This window comes from Inquilinus limosus DSM 16000, assembly GCF_000423185.1.
Taxonomy (GTDB): domain Bacteria; phylum Pseudomonadota; class Alphaproteobacteria; order DSM-16000; family Inquilinaceae; genus Inquilinus; species Inquilinus limosus.
In genome coordinates this window covers 50715-66988 of record NZ_AUHM01000010.1, presented here as the reverse complement: position 1 = coordinate 66988, position 16274 = coordinate 50715, and the positions used below count along the sequence as shown (strand labels likewise).

16 protein-coding genes are annotated in these 16274 nt (G+C 67.3%); 7 read left to right on the top strand and 9 right to left on the bottom strand.

Annotation, left to right across the window (positions count from 1 at the left end):
• Positions 1-10: 10 nt before the first annotated feature.
• A complete protein-coding gene (locus G537_RS37670; protein WP_034851548.1) occupies positions 11-1198 on the bottom strand; it encodes an efflux RND transporter periplasmic adaptor subunit in 1188 nt (395 codons plus the stop codon).
• 271 nt (positions 1199-1469) lie between these two features.
• Between G537_RS37670 and G537_RS37665 the strand changes: the two genes are divergently transcribed.
• The 7 genes from G537_RS37665 to aguA all read left to right on the top strand — a co-directional run bounded on the left by G537_RS37665 (position 1470) and on the right by aguA (position 9669).
• A complete protein-coding gene (locus tag G537_RS37665) occupies positions 1470-2315 on the top strand; it encodes a phosphodiester glycosidase family protein (RefSeq protein ID WP_051248356.1) in 846 nt (281 codons plus the stop codon).
• A 206-nt stretch (positions 2316-2521) separates the two neighbouring features.
• Entirely contained in the window at positions 2522-3907 is a 1386-nt protein-coding gene (locus G537_RS0112615; protein WP_026870430.1) for an aspartate aminotransferase family protein, read from the top strand.
• 210 nt (positions 3908-4117) lie between these two features.
• Complete coding sequence (locus tag G537_RS0112610; protein ID WP_026870429.1) at positions 4118-5215, top strand: polyamine ABC transporter substrate-binding protein; 1098 nt, start codon at positions 4118-4120, stop codon at positions 5213-5215.
• 68 nt (positions 5216-5283) lie between these two features.
• Positions 5284-6429, top strand: coding sequence for an ABC transporter ATP-binding protein (locus G537_RS0112605; RefSeq protein ID WP_026870428.1), 1146 nt, complete (start codon positions 5284-5286; stop codon positions 6427-6429).
• Complete coding sequence (locus G537_RS0112600; protein ID WP_026870427.1) at positions 6426-7394, top strand: ABC transporter permease subunit; 969 nt, start codon at positions 6426-6428, stop codon at positions 7392-7394. Before G537_RS0112605 ends, G537_RS0112600 begins: the two co-directional genes overlap by 4 nt.
• Entirely contained in the window at positions 7391-8227 is an 837-nt protein-coding gene (locus G537_RS0112595; RefSeq protein ID WP_026870426.1) for an ABC transporter permease subunit, read from the top strand. The genes G537_RS0112600 and G537_RS0112595 overlap by 4 nt, the downstream gene beginning before the upstream one ends.
• A 422-nt stretch (positions 8228-8649) precedes the next feature.
• A complete protein-coding gene (aguA, locus tag G537_RS0112590; protein ID WP_026870425.1) occupies positions 8650-9669 on the top strand; it encodes an agmatine deiminase in 1020 nt (339 codons plus the stop codon).
• 21 nt (positions 9670-9690) lie between these two features.
• On the opposite strand, the gene G537_RS0112585 is transcribed toward aguA, so the two are convergent.
• The 8 genes from G537_RS0112585 to G537_RS0112550 all read right to left on the bottom strand — a co-directional run bounded on the left by G537_RS0112585 (position 9691) and on the right by G537_RS0112550 (position 16270).
• Positions 9691-10110: a DoxX family protein gene (locus tag G537_RS0112585; protein WP_026870424.1), complete on the bottom strand. Its 420-nt coding sequence runs from the start codon at positions 10108-10110 to the stop codon at positions 9691-9693.
• Between the two features lie 251 nt (positions 10111-10361).
• Positions 10362-10976: an NAD(P)-dependent oxidoreductase gene (locus tag G537_RS0112580; protein WP_026870423.1), complete on the bottom strand. Its 615-nt coding sequence runs from the start codon at positions 10974-10976 to the stop codon at positions 10362-10364.
• Positions 10977-11103: 127 nt separating this feature from the next.
• Entirely contained in the window at positions 11104-11667 is a 564-nt protein-coding gene (locus tag G537_RS0112575; RefSeq protein WP_026870422.1) for a YcbK family protein, read from the bottom strand.
• On the bottom strand, positions 11657-12292 hold the full coding sequence (locus G537_RS0112570; RefSeq protein WP_026870421.1) for an ATP-dependent Clp protease proteolytic subunit: 636 nt from the start codon (positions 12290-12292) through the stop codon (positions 11657-11659). Before G537_RS0112570 ends, G537_RS0112575 begins: the two co-directional genes overlap by 11 nt.
• 120 nt (positions 12293-12412) lie before the next feature.
• Positions 12413-13465 carry an extracellular solute-binding protein gene (locus G537_RS0112565; RefSeq protein WP_026870420.1) on the bottom strand — a complete coding sequence of 351 codons (1053 nt, stop codon included), beginning with the start codon at positions 13463-13465 and terminating at the stop codon, positions 12413-12415.
• A 70-nt stretch (positions 13466-13535) separates the two neighbouring features.
• Positions 13536-14531 carry an extracellular solute-binding protein gene (locus G537_RS0112560; protein ID WP_245579017.1) on the bottom strand — a complete coding sequence of 332 codons (996 nt, stop codon included), beginning with the start codon at positions 14529-14531 and terminating at the stop codon, positions 13536-13538.
• Between the two features lie 63 nt (positions 14532-14594).
• Positions 14595-15383: an ABC transporter permease gene (locus tag G537_RS0112555; protein WP_026870418.1), complete on the bottom strand. Its 789-nt coding sequence runs from the start codon at positions 15381-15383 to the stop codon at positions 14595-14597.
• Positions 15380-16270: an ABC transporter permease gene (locus G537_RS0112550; RefSeq protein ID WP_026870417.1), complete on the bottom strand. Its 891-nt coding sequence runs from the start codon at positions 16268-16270 to the stop codon at positions 15380-15382. The genes G537_RS0112555 and G537_RS0112550 overlap by 4 nt, the downstream gene beginning before the upstream one ends.
• Positions 16271-16274: the final 4 nt, after the last annotated feature.

The following is a 16274-nucleotide window of genomic DNA, read 5'->3' as shown; positions in this document are numbered from 1 at the left end:
CGGCCCCGCGTCAGTTGATCATCGCCGCCGCAGCCGGCGCGATCTCGCCGGCCTCCGGCACCACCTTCTGGCCGGCTCGGGCGCGCAGCAGGCCGTTGATGACCACCCGGTCCTCCGGCCGCAGCCCGCTCTCGACCACGCGCAGGCCGCCCGGCTGCCGCGGCCCGAGCCGGACCGGGACGGCGCGCAGCGTGTCGTCGTCCCCCACTGTCAGGACGATGCGGCTCGCCTGGTCGGTCAGCAGCGCCGCTTCGGGGATGAGCAGGGCGTCGTGCGCGCCGGACGAGGCCAGGCGCAGGCGGCCGAACTGCCCGGGTGTGATGAAGAAGTCCGCATTCGCCAGCACCGCGCGGGCGCGGATGGTGCCGGCGCCCGTCTCGAGCCGGTTGTCGACGAAGCTCATCGTGCCGCGATAGGGCCAGCCGTCGTCGTCGTGCAGGCGGGCCTCGATCGGCACGTCCTTGTCCCGGATCGGCCGCAGCTCTCCCGACTTGACCGCCCGCTCATAGGCGACGAAGTCGCGCTCGCTCATGTCGAAGACGAAATAGATCGGGTCGAGGGCGACGACGGTGGTCAGCAGGGTGCCGCTGTCCGACACCAGGCTGCCGAGGTCGACCCGCCGGTTCGACACGCGTCCGCTGATCGGGGCGCGGATCTCGGTGAACTCCAGGTCGAGCTGCGCGCGCGTCAGCCCTGCCTGGGCGAGCTCGAAGGCCGCATCGGCCGCCTGCTTCTGTTGCCGGCGCTGGTCGAGCGTGGCGCGGGAGACCGCGGAGGTGCCGACCAGTTGCTCGGCCCGGCGGAGCTCCAGATCGGCGAGGTCGCGCTGCGCCCGGGCGCTGGACAGCTGTGCCTGCGCTTCGGCGACCGCGGCCTGATAGGGGCGGGGATCGATCGTGAACAGGACCTGGCCGGCCTGGACGATCTGGCCGTCATCGAAGTTGATCGACTGCAGATAGCCCGAGACCCGCGCCCGGATCTCCACGCTCGCGGTGGGCTCGAAGCGGCCGGCATATTCCCGCTGATCGACGATCCGCCGGACCAGCGGCTGGGACACGATCACGGTGGGGGCCGGCCGCGCCGCGGCCTGACCGGTCGCCGCGGTGCTCCGCGACGCCTGCCATCCCAGCCCTGCCAGCCCCCCGATCAGGGTCAGTGCGACAACTCCCGCCAACGTCCGAGTGACCGGGCGTCCCATGTCTGCGCTCCTATGGCGTCGAGCCGATGGGCGGAGGAAGCCCCGCCTTCCCGACACCGCCGCAGCTTGCCGGCCGGATGTCTCAGAACTGTGTCGGGCCGGATCGGGAATTGTCGCGAAATATCTCAGGATTGCTGCATTGCACAATTCGATACGAAGGCCAGGGCCGAGGCTGGTTGCGCCGCACCCCGGCATCCTGAATCTTGCCGTACTGCCCGGCCACGCTGCTATGTAGAACCGCCCCGCCATCCGATGACGTGAGCGCTACCTGATGAGCCGCACCCGGCCGTTTCTGCCCATGCTCGCCCTTCTCGCCACCGCGGCCTGTGGCACGGGCGTCGGCACGCCCCGGCCGGGAAGCGTGGCCGAGCCGGCCCCGCCGGCGCCCGCCGCCCCGGTGACGGCCCCGGCACCCCGGGCGGCTGCCGCGCCGCTGTGCCGGCCGCTGTCCTTTGAGAGCGTCGACTACACTGTCTGCGAGATCGACTTGCGCCGCCACCGCCTCGGCCTGTTCTGGCAGGGCCGGGACGGCCAGCCCTACGGCTCGCTCTATGCCTTCAAGCGGGCGATGACGGCCGCGGGCGACCCGCCGCTCGTTGCGATGAACGCCGGCATGTACCACCCGGACCTGTCGCCGGTCGGGCTCTTCGTCTCCGGCGGGCGGGAGCTGCATCCGGCCAATCTGGCGGATGGCGACGGCAACTTCTTCATGAAGCCGAACGGCGTCTTCTACGCCGGCGACGACGGCGCCGGCATCCTGGAGACCGAGGCCTATCTGCGGCAGGCTCCTTCGGCCCGGATCGCCACCCAGTCCGGCCCGATGCTGGTGATCGACGGCGCCCTGCACCCGCTGTTCAGCGACGACGGCGCGTCGCGCAAGATCCGCAACGGCGTCGGCGTGCGCGACGGCCACACCGTGGTCTTCGCCATCTCGCGCGACGGGGTCAGCTTCGGCAGCTTCGCCCGGCTGTTCCGCGACGCGCTGGGCTGCCGCGACGCGCTCTATCTCGACGGCTCGATCTCGGCCCTGTCGGCGCCGGACGGGCTGTCGGTCGGCTGGGGCATCCGGGTCGGCCCGATCCTCGCCGTGTTCGATCGCGCCGCGCCGGTCAGCTGACTAGTGACGCCGCGGATCGGCGGCGGTATCTTTATGAAATCATGACGCGGCCATGGCCCCATCGCAGTCGCCGATCGCGCAAGCAGGAGCTGATGCTGCTGTGCGCCCGCATCGGCTACAATCCGCCGCGCGCCTGACCTGCTTGGGCCGCGCGAATGCGGCCCGGTTTCCGCCTTTTTCCGATCGGATTCGCGCGAGGTCGCGTCATGAACAGCTTTGCCGCCAGCCGCTCCACCGCCGAGTGGAAGGCGATCGACACCGCCCATCACCTGCACCCCTTCACCGACTACAAGTCGCTGGCCAGCGAGGGCGGCAGCCGCATCATCACCCGGGCCGAAGGCGTCTGGCTGTGGGATTCCGAAGGCCGCCAGCTGGTCGACGGCATGGCCGGGCTGTGGTGCGTCAATGTCGGCTACGGCCGCAAGGAGCTGGCCGACGTCGCCCATGAGCAGATGCTCGAGCTGCCCTTCTACAACACCTTCTTCAAGACCACGACGCCGGCCGCGGCCGAGCTGTCGGCCAAGCTGGCCGAGATCACGCCCGCCGGCCTCAACCACGTCTTCTACGCCAACAGCGGGTCGGAGGCGAACGACACCATCGTCCGCATGGTCCGGCACTATTGGGACCTCAAGGGCAAGCACCGCAAGAAGGCGATCATCGGCCGGCAATACGGCTATCACGGCTCGACCATGGCGGCCGTGTCGCTCTGCGGCATGGGGGCGATGCACCGCCAGGCCGACCTGCCGTTCCCGGGCTTCCATCACGTCATGGCGCCCTACTGGTACGACAACGGCGGTGACCTCGAGCCCGAGGCCTTCGGCAAGCTGGCCGCCAAGGCGGTCGAGGACCGGATCAGGGAGCTCGGCGCCGACAGCGTCGCCGCGGTGATCGCCGAGCCGATCCAGGGTGCGGGCGGCGTCATCATCCCGCCGGCGAGCTACTTCCCCGAGCTGCAGCGCATCTGCCGGGACTACGACGTGCTGCTGATCGCCGACGAGGTGATCTGCGGCTTCGGCCGTACCGGCGAGTGGTTCGGCTCCGACCTGTTCGGCATCAAGCCCGACCTGATGACGCTGGCCAAGGGCATCACCTCGGGCTACCTGCCGCTCTCCGCCGTCATGGTCGGCGATCGGGTGGCCGAGACGCTGATCGAGCAGGGCGGCGAGTTCTATCACGGCTTCACCTATTCCGGTCATCCGGTGGCCTGCGCGGTCGCGCTGGCCAACATCCGGATCATGGAGCGGGAAGGGCTGGTCGACCGCACCCGGACCGATATCGGCCCCTACTTCCAGGACAAGCTGCGCGAGGCCTTCGCCGACCATCCGATCGTCGGCGAGGTGCGCGGCGTCGGCCTGATCGCCGGGATCGAGCTGGTCCAGGACAAGGCCACGCGCCGCCGCTTCCCGAACTACGGGGCCGTGGGCACCACCTGCCGCAACCACTGCTTCGACAACGACCTGGTGATGCGCGCGGTGCGCGACACGATGGTGCTGGCGCCGCCGCTGGTGATCTCGCGCGACGAGGTCGACGAGCTGGTGCGGCGGGCCAGGATCGCGATCGACGCCACGGCGCGGGACGTCGGCAAGATGTGAGGGCGGGGCGGCCGCGATACGGCCGCCCTTCTTCGTTGCGGACGGGGTTGCAAATGTCACGAAGCCAGGGCACAGGAGGGCGGTTCGAGCACCGCCTTGTGCACTGCGCCATCGCCGTGATTGACAGGTATCCCGGCGGCGGGTTGCATGAATCAGAAGGGGGAGCCGGCTCGACGGGTCTCGACCAGATCACAGACAGGGAACGGTGACATGAAGCGTCTCGTGCAAAGCCTTCTCGCGACCGTGGCGCTGTGCGCCGCCGCGGCGCCGGCGCTGGCCCAGGAGAAGGTCGTCAACATCTACAACTGGTCGGACTATATCGGCGAGACCACGCTCGACGACTTCACCAAGGCGACCGGCATCAAGACGGTCTACGACACCTACGACAACAACGAGGTGCTGGAAGCCAAGCTGCTGACCGGCAATTCCGGCTACGACCTGGTGGTGCCGACGGCGCAGCCCTTCCTGGCCCGGCAGATCAAGGCCGGGGTCTATGGCGAGCTCGACCGCTCCAAGATCCCGAACTGGAAGAACCTGGATCCGGAGCTGATGAAGCTGGTCGAGACCGCCGATCCCGGCAACAAGCATGCGATCATCTACCAGTGGGGCACGGTCGGCATCGGCTACAATGTCGACGAGGTGAAGAAGCGCCTGGGCGACGTGCCGCTGGACAGCTGGAACCTGGTGTTCAATCCGGAGAACGCGAAGAAGCTGGCGGATTGCGGCATCACCGCGCTGGACAGCCCGACCGACATCCTGCCGGTGGCGCTGAACTACCTGAAGCTCGACCCGAACAGCGAGAAGCCGGAGGATCTGAAGGCCGCCGAAGAGGCGATCATGAAGTTCCGGCCGTACCTCAAGTACCTGCACTCCTCGCAGTACATCAACGACCTGGCGGGCGGCAACGTCTGCGTCTCGATCGGCTGGTCGGGCGACGTCAACATCGCCAAGAGCCGGGCCGAGGAGGCGAAGAACAACGTCAACATCGACTACATCATCCCCAAGGAAGGGACGCTGATCTGGTTCGACATGATGGCGATGCCGAAGGATGCGCCGCATCCGGACGAGGCCTACGCCTTCATGAACTTCATCCTCGAGCCGAAGGTGATGGCGGGGATCGACGACTATGTCGGCTACGCCAACGCGGTGAAGGGCAGCCGGGAGCTGATGGACCCCGAGGTCGCCAACAACCCGAACGTCTTCCCGCCGGAGGACGTGATGAAGCGGCTGTTCGCGGCCAAGGAGGCGTCGTCCAGCTATGAGCGGCTGCGCACGCGCACCTGGACACGCATCCGCACCGGCCAGTAGCAAGGGCGGCCGCCGCACCGGACACGGGCGGCGGCCGTTTCACATGGGAGACAGGGCCGGAGACGGGGATGGCTCAAGTCAAGCCGAAGCAGCAGATCGCGCCGCAGCCGTGGCGCAATCCGGACGAGAAGCCCTATGTCCGGATCGAGAAGGTGACCAAGAAGTTCGGCGACTTCACCGCCGTCGACGATGTCAGCCTGTCGATCTATCGCGGCGAGTTCTTCGCCCTCCTGGGCGGGTCGGGCTGCGGCAAGACCACGCTGTTGCGCATGATGGCGGGGTTCGAGCGGCCGACCGAGGGCAAGATCTACATCGACGGCGTCGACATGACCGCCGTGCCGCCCTATGAGCGGCCGGTCAACATGATGTTCCAGTCCTACGCCCTGTTCCCCCACATGACGGTCGAACAGAACGTGGCCTTCGGCCTGCGCCAGGACCGGGTGCCGTCGGCCGAGATCAGGACCCGCGTCGCCGAGGTGCTGGACCTGGTCCAGCTCGGCCGCTTCGCCAAGCGCAAGCCGCACCAGCTGTCGGGCGGCCAGCGCCAGCGCGTCGCCCTGGCGCGCAGCCTGGTCAAGCGGCCGAAGCTGCTGCTGCTGGACGAGCCGCTGGGCGCGCTCGACAAGAAGCTGCGCGAGCAGACCCAGTTCGAGCTGGTGAACATCCAGGAGAAGGTCGGCATCACCTTCGTGGTCGTGACCCACGACCAGGAGGAGGCGATGACGATGTCCAGCCGCATCGCCGTGATGAACTCCGGCTACATCTCCCAGCTCGGCACCCCGGCCGAGATCTACGAATACCCGCAGTCGAAATTCGTCGCCGACTTCATCGGTTCGGTGAACCTGTTCGAAGGCCGGGTGGCCGAGGACCACCCGGAGCATGTCATCATTGACAGCCCCGAAGCCGGCTGCCAGCTCCATGTCAGCCACGGCCTGCCGGTGCCGGTCGGGACCCAGGTCTGGGTCGCGGTGCGGCCGGAGAAGATCGCGATCTCCAAGCAGCGCGGCGACGGCGCCTACAACGGCACCGCCGGCGTGGTGAAGGAGATCGCCTATCTCGGCAACCTCTCGATCTATCTGATCGCGCTGCCGAACGGGAAGACGGTGCGGGTGACGGCGCCGAACGTCTCGCGCCTGACCGAGATGCCGATCACCTGGGAGGACGAGGTCTGGCTGTCCTGGCAGCCTTTCGCCGGCGTGGTGCTGACGCAATGACGGCGGTGACTGCGAGCGACGCAGTGGACGGCTCGGCGCCGCGGGTCGCGGCGGGCCCATCGCTCCTGCGGCGGCTGGGCGGCCGGCTCGGCCGCACCCTGGTGGTCGCGGTCCCCTATGTCTGGCTGTTCCTGTTCTTCCTGATCCCCTTCGTCATCGTCCTGAAGATCGCCTTCGCCGACAAGGTGATCGGGATGCCGCCCTACACGGCGCTGCTCGACTGGGTCGACGAGACCCATCTCGGCGTCACGCTCAGCCTCGGCAACTTCCAGTTCCTGCTGGACGATCCGCTCTACGTCACCGCCTATCTCAGCTCGCTGAAGATCGCGGCGATCTCGACGGTGCTCAGCCTCCTGGTCGGCTATCCGATGGCCTATGCGATCGCCCGGTCGAGCCAGCAGTGGCGGGTGCCGCTGCTGATGCTGGTGATCCTGCCGTTCTGGACCTCGTTCCTGATCCGGGTCTACGCCTGGATCGGCATCCTGCAGAGCCAGGGGCTGCTCAACAACCTGCTGCTCTGGCTCGGCATCATCGACCAGCCACTGGAGATCCTGCACACCGACGTCGCCGTCTATATCGGCATCGTCTATTCCTACCTGCCGTTCATGATCCTGCCGCTCTACGCGACGCTGGAGAAGCTCGATGTCACCCTGCTCGAGGCGGCGGAGGATCTCGGCTGCCGGCCGTGGAAGGCGTTCCTGGTGATCACCCTGCCGCTGTCGATGCCCGGCATCATCGCCGGCTCGCTGCTGGTGTTCATCCCGGCGGTCGGCGAATACGTCATCCCCGAGCTGCTCGGCGGCATCGACACGCTGATGATCGGCAAGGTGCTGTCGAACGAGTTCTTCCAGAACACCGACTGGCCGGTGGCCTCGGCGGTCGCGATCGTGCTGCTGCTGGTGCTGGTGATCCCGATCATGGTCTTCCAGTACGTCCAGGCGAAGCAGCAGGAGGCGGAGCGATGAGGCGGCCCTGGTTCCTGTTCACCGCCCTGGTGTTCGGCTACGCCTTCCTCTACGTGCCGATCATCCTCCTGATGATCTACTCCTTCAACGACAGCCGGCTGGTCACGATCTGGGGCGGCTTCTCCACCAAGTGGTACGGCACGCTGCTGGAGAACGCCCAGATGCTCGACGCGGCGCGGCGGTCGCTGGAGATCGCCGCGATCGCCGCCACCGTCGCCTGCGTGCTGGGCACCGTGGCCGGGCTGGTGCTGGCCCGCTTCGGCCGGTTCCGCGGCCGCACGCTGTTCTCCGGCATGGTCACGGCGCCGCTGGTGATGCCGGAGGTGATCACCGGCCTGTCGATGCTGCTGCTGTTCGTGGCCATGGAAAGCCTGTTCGGCTTCCCGCAGGGCCGCGGCATGCTGACCATCACCATCGCCCACATCACCTTCTGCCTGGCCTATGTCGCGGTGATCGTGCAGTCGCGCCTGGTCAGCCTCGACGAATCGATCGAGGAGGCAGCGATGGACCTCGGCGCCCGGCCGCTGACGGTGTTCTTCTGGATCACCCTGCCGATCATCTCGCCGGCGGTGATCGCCGGCTGGCTCCTCGCCTTCACCCTGTCGCTGGACACGCTGGTGATCACCAGCTTCGTCTCCGGCCCCGGCTCGACCACGCTGCCGGTCTACATCTTCTCCAAGGTGAAGCTCGGGGTGACGCCGGAGATCAACGCGCTGGCCACCATCATCGTGGTGGTCGTCACCATCGGCGTCGTGATCGCCGGCGGCCTCCTGGTGCGGCACGAGAAGAAGCGGCGGCGGGACGAGCATCTGGCCTTCGCCGCAGGAAGCTGAGGTCGGAGCGGGCCAAAACGGCGTTTCCTTGCGAATTTCCGCTGCGCCGCGCAGCACTCTGAGTCATGCGTGGCGCGCATGCGGCCCTCGGCGCCGGCCGCTGAGCAAAAGTCATGTTCGATCGACTATATCTGTGGTGTTCGAAAACAATGCATGAGCTTTTCATGTCGTTTCTGTCGATCTTTGGAACCATTCGTCTGGGCCCGTTCGGGCGCCATCTGGCGAAGGGGGAAAAGTCGATCTCTCGGCGCCGCATTTGATTGCTGCGCTGTCATCATAGTCCTTCGGGACGATCGGTTTCTCGGGCCTGGCCTCGCGGTCGGGCCCGTTCCATATCGGTAAGCCGAAAAGCGGCTCTTTCATCCGGGCGCGGCGGACGCTAGCCTCTGGCGCTTGAGCGTCAACCACCTCGGAACACCATTGTGACCGTCCCTGCATCCCTCGGTTACGTCATGCCAGCGGAATGGGAATCCCACAGCCGCTGCTGGATGGCTTGGCCCTGCCGTGAGGAGGTTTGGGGCGAGAACCTGGATGCAGCCCGCACCGCCTATGCCGACGTTGCCCGGGCCATCGCCGATTTCGAGCCGGTGACGATGGTCTGCAACCCGGCGGACGTCGCCGAGGCGTCGCTGACGCTGGGCAACGGCACGGCGATCGACGTGGTGTCGATGGAGATCGACGACAGCTGGCTGCGCGATTCGGGGCCGACCTTCCTGCTCGACCGCAACGGCCACCTGGCCGGCGCGCATTGGCGCTTCAACGCCTGGGGCCAGAAGTACCAGCCCTACAGCCGCGACGCGGTGGTGGCGAAGCGGATCCTGAAGCATGTCGGCGCCCGCCGCTTCCGCGCGCCCTTCGTGCTCGAGGGCGGCGCCATCCATGTCGACGGCGAAGGCACGGTGCTGACCACCGAGCAATGCCTGCTCAACCAGAACCGCAACCCGGACGTGACCAAGGCCCAGGTCGAGCAGAACCTGCGCGACTGGCTGGGCGTCTCCACCGTGATCTGGCTGCCCGAGGGGCTCGAGGACGACGAGACCGACGGCCATATCGACGAGATCGCCTGCTTCGTGCGGCCGGGCGTGGTGCTGGCGCTGTCGACCGACGACAAGAGCGACGGCAATTTCGACGTGCTGCAGACCAATCTCGACATCCTGCGCTCGGCAAAGGATGCCAAGGGCCGGCCGCTGCAGGTGATCGAGGTGCCGCAGCCGGCGCGGCAGGAGCACAAGGGCAAGCGGCTGAGCCTGTCCTACATCAACTTCTACATCGCCAATGGCGGCGTGGTGATGCCGGCCTTCGACGTGGCCGAGGACGAGCGCGCCTTCCGCATCATCCGCGACGCCTTCCCGAACCGCCGCGTCGTCCAGGTCCATGCCCGCGACATCTTCCTCGGCGGCGGCGGCATCCACTGCATCACCCAGCAGCAGCCGGCTCCGTAGCACCGGCTGCTGCTGCGAGTATCAGGCGCTGGTCAGGCGCGGGTTGCGGACCGCGTCCAGGCTCCAGGCCCCGCCGCCGGCGGCGGCCAGGTACAGGAAGACGAAGCTGTACAGCGCCGCCAGCTCGCCGTTGTTCAGGATCGGGAAGAAGCTCTGCGGCGCGTGGGCCATGAAATAGGCCACCGCCATCTCGCCGGACAGGATGAAGGCGACCGGGCGGGTGAACAGCCCGATCAGCAACAGCACGCCGCCGACGAGCTCCAGCACGCCGGCCAGCCCGATCAGCGAGAAGAGCTGCACGCCATCGAACATCGGCACATGCGGGAAGCCGAGCAGCTTGGCGGTGCCGTGCTGCAGGAAGAACAGGCTGGTGGCGATGCGCAGGATGCTGAGCACGCGCGGCGCCCAGGTGTGGTCGAGCTGCTCGTTCAGATCGGCCATGACTATCTCCAGAATGGTCGAGAGGGCAGGGAGGCGCCGCGGTTTCCGGGAAGCCCCGGCGGCGCTACGAATAAGTTGTTTCGGGACCGCACCGTCAAGCGCCGGGCCGGCAACAATCCGTCGCGCCGCCGGAGACAATCGTCCGGTGGGCTCATACCAGCGGTCGGCAATATTGACCCGTCATGGCCACGCCCCTTCGGGGCTCGCCATGACGGGAAGGGACGAAGAGTCGGTCTCAAGGACCGCTGGTATCAGTAGCCGACGGTGAAGCGCCGCCGGATATGGGCCGGCTTCTCCAGCTCGTCGATCATGGCGATCGCATAGTCCTCCTGGCTGATCCGGCTCTGCCCGTCCGCGCCGACCAGGAGCTGGTCGTCGCCCAGCCGGAACGTGCCGGTGCGCTCGCCCGGCGCGATGACGGCCGAGGGCGACAGGAATGTCCACTCCAGCTCCGTCTCGCCGCGCAGCAGGTTCAGGAAGTCGCGGCCCTTGGACGCCTCTTCCTTGTAGATCGCCGGGAACTCCGGCGTGTCGACCAGCTGCACGCCCGGCGCCACCTCCAGGCTGCCGGCGCCGCCGACCACGAGGTAGCGCCCGACCCCGGAGGCCTTGACCGCGCGCAGCAGCACGGCGGGGTCGGAGGCGGTGAAATGCACCGCGCTGATCACCGCATCGTGCCCGGCCAGCAGCTTGGCGAGGCCGTCGGCGTCGAACACGTCGCCGCGTTTGGCGGTCAGCTTCGGATGCTGCGGCAGCTTCTCGGGGTTGCGGACGATGCCGGTGACCTCGTGGCCGCGGTTCAGCGCTTCGGCCAGGATCTTGGAGCCGACATTGCCGGTGGCGCCGATCAGGGCGAGCTTCGCCATGGAATTCTCCGAACTTGGTTACGAATAGGCACCGGCGGCAAGTTCGGCATTCCCGCCAAACGGCGCAAGAAGGGTGTTGAAAGTAACCGAGGCACTGGCGAATGACCGGCCGGGCGCGGTCCTGGGCCTAGAAGCGCTTGTACCAGACGCGCCTGGGCCCGGTGTCGAGATGGACGAAATCGGAGCGCCAGTAGAGGCCGAGGCCGCCGCTGGCGACGGCGCGGGCGTGGTTCGCCAGGAACACCATGCCGTAGCCCTGCACCGACAGGTCCACCGCTTTGCCCTGCATGTGCAGGCTGTTCCGGGCGGCGCCTTCGGGGCGCAGCTTCTCGTTGGTCTCGGGGGTGCGGTAGCCGGAATGCAGGTTGATCGTCACCCGCCGGCCCCTGGCGACCTGGTAGCGCCGGGACATCAGCCACAGCAGGTCGAAGACTCCCGGATCCATCTCGGTCGCCTTGTCGACATGATGGTCGCGCAGCAGCCAGTTCAGCCGTTGCCGGGCGTCGGCCACATAGGCGCCGTCGACGGCGTAGACGTCGTCGAAGCGCTCATCGGTGTGCGGGTTGTAGAGCTTGAGGCGCCGTTCGCCCGCCTGGTCGGTGGCCGGGGCGGCCGCGGCGCAGAAGGGAAGGGCGGCGAGCCCGAGCAGGACCCGCCGCCGCGTCGTCGGTCGGCTGGGCTCAGCCGACATCCTTCATGCTGCTGATGATCTTGCCGACGAGGCCGTAGTCCTTCGCCTCCTCGGCCGACATCCAGTAGTTGCGGTCGGTGTCGCGCTCGACCTTCTCCAGTGGCTGGCCGGTCTCGCGGGCGATGATCTCGTTCAGGCGGCGGCGCATCTTGATGATCTCGCGCGCTTCGATGTCGATATCGACCGCCCGGCCGCCGGCCCCGCCCATCGGCTGATGCAGCAGGAAGCGGGTGTTGGGCAGGCAGAGCCGGTTCTCTTTCTTCGCCCCCAGATAGATATGGGCGCCGGCGCTGGCCACCCAGCCGGTGCCGATCACCTGCACCGTTGCGCCGATAAAGCGGATCATGTCGTGGATGGTGTCGCCGGCCTCGACATGGCCGCCCGGCGAGTTGATCACCAGCCGGATCGGCTTCTTCTCGTCCTCGGCGGCGAGCGCCAGCAGCTGCGCGCTGATCCCCTGCGCCAGCTTCATGTTGATTTCACCGAACAGCAGCACGGTCCGGTTCTTGAAGAGGATGTTGCCGATCTGCGGGCCGAGCTCCTCCTTCTTCTCCTTCTCGGGGCGCTCTTCCTCTTCTTCCTCCTCCTCGTCGTCGAGACGCGGCGGGAACGGGCGGTCGACCATGGGGGATCCTGTTCGCTTAAGAGATCTGTCTGACCTGCAAGAGGTAGCGTGCCGGCCCCCGCTTCGCAACCTGCGCCTTCCGGCGACGGCCGCGAAGAGGGGGCGGGAGGCGGCTGACGCCTACGACTTCAGCCGGGTCCAGACCCGGTCGCGCAGCTCGACCGCGGCCGGGGAGCAGTTCTTGGCGGGCACGAGCCGGCTCAGCAGCTCCTGCGGCGTGTTCACCGCCGGATCGTCGCGCAGCTTGGCGTCCATGAACTCGGCCGACGCCGCGACCGCGTTGTTGTAGCCGGTGAAGTTGGTGGCGGCGGCGATGTTCTCGGGCTTCATCATCCAGTCGATGAAGGTCTTGGCGTTCTCGACGTTCCGGGCCCCCTTCGGGATGGTGAAGTTGTCGGCCCAGAAGGAGACGCCCTCCTTGGGGTAGACATAGGCGACGGTCGGCCGGCCTTCCTTGGTGCGGTGCGCGGCGCCGTTCCACTGCATGTGGGCGACCACCTCGCCGGCGATCATGCGCTCGATCGTGCCGTCGGAGTTGTACAGGGCGACGGCCGGCTTCTGCGCCTCCAGCAGCTTGAAGATCTTGCCCGCGTCCTCGTTGCTCTCGGTGCAGTAGTCCAGGCCGAGATACATCGACGCGGCCTTGTAGACCTCGACCGGGTCGTTGAGCATCGCCAGCCTGCCCTTGAACGGCCCGTCGGGGTTGAAGACGGTCCACCAGCTGTCGTCGACCTTGCCGCCTTCGACCTTGGCGGTGTCGTAGCTGAAGCCGGTGGTGCCCCACATATAGGGCGCGGAATACTTCCGCTCCGGGTCGTACCAGGGCTTATCGTGCGGCGCGCCGACATTCTTGAAGTTCGGCATCTGGCCGGCGTCGATCTCCTGCAGCAGGCCCTGCTTGGTCATGATGTCGACCATGTAGTCGGACGGCACCACGACGTCGTAGCCGGCCGCTCCGGCCTGCAGCTTGGCCAGCAGGGTCTCGTTCGAATCATAGACGTCGAGCGTGACCTTGATGCCGGTCTCCTTCTCGAACTTGGCCAGCAGCTCCGGCGGATAGTAGTTCGACCAGTTGTAGAAATAAAGCTCGCCGGCGGCCTGCGCGGCCGACGCCGCGGTCAGCGCCCCGGCGGCCGCGACGGCGGCGAGAAGAAGCTGTCTTGCTGATCCCATCTCAACCTCTCTGTTGTCGTCGGATTGTGATGTCGCGCCCCGCCGACGCCCGGGACGACGGCCCGGCCGCTCAGGATTTGAGGCGGGTCCAGACCCGGTCGCGCAACTCGACCGCAGCGGGAGAGCAGTTCCTGGCCGGCCGCAGCCGGCCGGCGTAATCCGGCGGCATATTGATCGCCGGGTCCTCGCTCAGGGCCTTGTCCATGAAGGCCTCGGAGCCCTTGATCGCGTTCATGTAGGTGGTGAAGTTGGAGGCGGCGGCGATGTTCTCCGGCTTCAGCATCCAGGCGATGAAGGTCTTGGCGTTCTCCGGGTTCTTCGCGCCCTTCGGCACCACCAGGTTGTCGGCCCAGAGGTTCAGCCCCTCCTTCGGATAGACGAAGACCGCGCTGGGCCGCTGCAGCTTGGTGCGGTGCGCGGCGCCGTTCCACTGCATGTGGGCGACCACCTCGCCAGCCGCCATCCGGTCGACCGAGCCGTCGGAGTTGTAGAGGGCGACGGCCGGCTTCTGCGTCTCCAGCAGCTTGAAGATCTTGCCGGCGTCCTCGCTGCTCTCGGTGCAGCGGTCGATGCCGAGATAGAAGGCGGCGGCGGTGAACACCTCGACCGAATCGTTCATCATCGCCAGGCTGCCCTTGAACGGGCCGTCGGGGTTGAAGATCGACCACCAGCTGTCGTCGACCGGGCCCTGCACCTTGGCGCTGTCATAGGTGAAGCCGGTGGTGCCCCACATGTACGGCGCGGAGTATTTCCGCTCCGGGTCGTACCAGGGCTTGTCGTGCGGTGCGACGACATTGCCGAAGCCGGGCATGGCCGCCGCGTCGATCTCCTGCAGCAGCCCCTCCTTGATCATGATGTCGACCATGTAGTCGGACGGCACCACCACGTCGTAGCTGGCGCCGCCGGCCTGCATCTTGGCCAGCAGGGTCTCGTTCGAATCATAGACATCGAGCGTGACCTTGATCCCGGTCTCGGCCTCGAACTTCTTCAAAAGGTCGGGCGGGGTGTAGTTGGTCCAGTTGAACAGGAACAGGTCGCCGGCCGCCCAGGCGGCGGGGCCGGTCAGCAGGGCCGCGGCGAAGGCGGCGGCCAGGCAGGTGCGTCGGATCGGAATTTCGGGCCTCCCTGGTTAGCTCCGCGCCCGTCCCACCACCCAGGACAGGGCGACGAAGACGATCGAGATCAGCAGCATCAGCGCGGAGATGGCGTTGACCTCCGGCGTCACGCCGATGCGGATCATGCCGTAGATGTAGATCGGCAGGGTGGTCGCCCCGGCGCCGGAGACGAAGAAGGTGATGACGAAGTCGTCGAGCGAGATGATGAAGGCCAGCATCAGTCCGGACAGGATGCCCGGCCACAGCAGCGGCAGCGTCACCCGGCGGAAGGCCTGCCAGGGCGTGGCGTAGAGGTCGGCCGCGGCCTCGCCCAGGCTCGCATCCATCCCCTCCAGCCGAGCCCGGATCGGCAGATAGGCGAAGGGGATGCAGAAGACGATATGCGCCAGGATGATGGTGAACAGGCCGAGCGGCAGGGCGATCGCGGTGAAGAACAGCAGCGTCGCGACGGCCGTCACCACCTCCGGCACCACCAGCGGCAGGGCGATCAGGGCGCTGACCGCGGTCTGGCCGCGGAAGCGCCGCCGGGCCATGCCGATCGCCGCCGGCACCGCCATCATCGTCGCGACCACCGCGGCGACGGCGGCGACGATCAGCGAGTTCCGCGCCGCCCGCAGGATGTCCGGATTGCCCAGCACCACGCCGAACCAGCGGGTGCTGAAGCCCTCCCAGATCGTCGCCGAGCTGCCGGCGTTGAAGGCCAGCACCAGCAGCACGACGATCGGGATGTAGAGATAGGCGAAGAAGAACCAGGCGGCGGCGCGGACGCCGGGGAAGCGGCGCAGGTTGGACGGCGCACTCATTTCGCCACCTGCGGGGCGCGGCGGAAGCGGATCAGGTACAGCATCATCGCCAGCAGCACCACAGCCAGCAGGGCGAAGGACAGGGCGGCCCCGAACGGCCAGTTGCGGGAGGAGCCGAACTGGTTCTGGATCAGGTTGCCGATCATCATCGACTTCGACCCGCCCAGCAGGTCCGGCGTCACATAAGCGCCGAGGCAGGGGATGAACACCAGGATGGCGCCGGCGGCGATGCCCGGCATGGCCAGCGGGATGACGATCCGGCGCAGCGACCGCCACTTGTCGGCGCCCAGGTCGTAGGCGGCCTCGACCAGCCGGAAATCCAGCTTCTCCAGGCTGGAATAGATCGGCAGCACCATGAAGGGCAGGAAGGAGTAGGTGAGGCCGATGGCGATCGCCGTCTCGGTGTACATCAGGTTCAGCGACCCGGTGGTCAGCCCCAGCCCCTGCAGCGCCGAATCGATCAGCCCGCCGGAGCGCAGCATCAGGATCCAGGCGTAGTTGCGGACCAAGAGGTTGGTCCAGAACGGGATGGTGACCAGGAAGATCAGCAGGTTGCGCCGCGGCGGCGGCTGCATCGCCATGTGCAGCGCGGTCGGGAAGCCGATCAGCACGCACAGCACGGTGGTCAGCAGCGACAGCCAGACCGAGCGCAGCAGGATCTGGGCATAGGCCGGGTTCCAGATCAGGCTGTCGTCGAAGTCGCGCTCATACAGGAAGCGGACATAGGCGTCGGTGGAGAAGGTGTTCCACTGCACCCCGCCGAACTGGCCGCGCTCGGCGACCGAGACGACCGCCATGATCGCCAGCGGGATGATGAAGAAGACCAGGATGAAGCCGACCGGAACCCCGATCAGCCCGGTGATCTGCAAACGGCTCGCCCGTGCCATCGCC

What these genes read in the sequence shown, in the direction of transcription:
- G537_RS37670 (WP_034851548.1), bottom strand. Translation starts at nt 1,198, where the DNA reads ATGGGACGCCCGGTCACTCGGACGTTGGCGGGAGTTGTCGCACTGACC.
- G537_RS37665 (WP_051248356.1), top strand. Translation starts at nt 1,470, where the DNA reads ATGAGCCGCACCCGGCCGTTTCTGCCCATGCTCGCCCTTCTCGCCACC.
- G537_RS0112615 (WP_026870430.1), top strand. Translation starts at nt 2,522, where the DNA reads ATGAACAGCTTTGCCGCCAGCCGCTCCACCGCCGAGTGGAAGGCGATC.
- G537_RS0112610 (WP_026870429.1), top strand. Translation starts at nt 4,118, where the DNA reads ATGAAGCGTCTCGTGCAAAGCCTTCTCGCGACCGTGGCGCTGTGCGCC.
- G537_RS0112605 (WP_026870428.1), top strand. Translation starts at nt 5,284, where the DNA reads ATGGCTCAAGTCAAGCCGAAGCAGCAGATCGCGCCGCAGCCGTGGCGC.
- G537_RS0112600 (WP_026870427.1), top strand. Translation starts at nt 6,426, where the DNA reads ATGACGGCGGTGACTGCGAGCGACGCAGTGGACGGCTCGGCGCCGCGG.
- G537_RS0112595 (WP_026870426.1), top strand. Translation starts at nt 7,391, where the DNA reads ATGAGGCGGCCCTGGTTCCTGTTCACCGCCCTGGTGTTCGGCTACGCC.
- G537_RS0112585 (WP_026870424.1), bottom strand. Translation starts at nt 10,110, where the DNA reads ATGGCCGATCTGAACGAGCAGCTCGACCACACCTGGGCGCCGCGCGTG.
- G537_RS0112580 (WP_026870423.1), bottom strand. Translation starts at nt 10,976, where the DNA reads ATGGCGAAGCTCGCCCTGATCGGCGCCACCGGCAATGTCGGCTCCAAG.
- G537_RS0112575 (WP_026870422.1), bottom strand. Translation starts at nt 11,667, where the DNA reads ATGTCGGCTGAGCCCAGCCGACCGACGACGCGGCGGCGGGTCCTGCTC.
- G537_RS0112570 (WP_026870421.1), bottom strand. Translation starts at nt 12,292, where the DNA reads ATGGTCGACCGCCCGTTCCCGCCGCGTCTCGACGACGAGGAGGAGGAA.
- G537_RS0112565 (WP_026870420.1), bottom strand. Translation starts at nt 13,465, where the DNA reads ATGGGATCAGCAAGACAGCTTCTTCTCGCCGCCGTCGCGGCCGCCGGG.
- G537_RS0112555 (WP_026870418.1), bottom strand. Translation starts at nt 15,383, where the DNA reads ATGAGTGCGCCGTCCAACCTGCGCCGCTTCCCCGGCGTCCGCGCCGCC.
- G537_RS0112550 (WP_026870417.1), bottom strand. Translation starts at nt 16,270, where the DNA reads ATGGCACGGGCGAGCCGTTTGCAGATCACCGGGCTGATCGGGGTTCCG.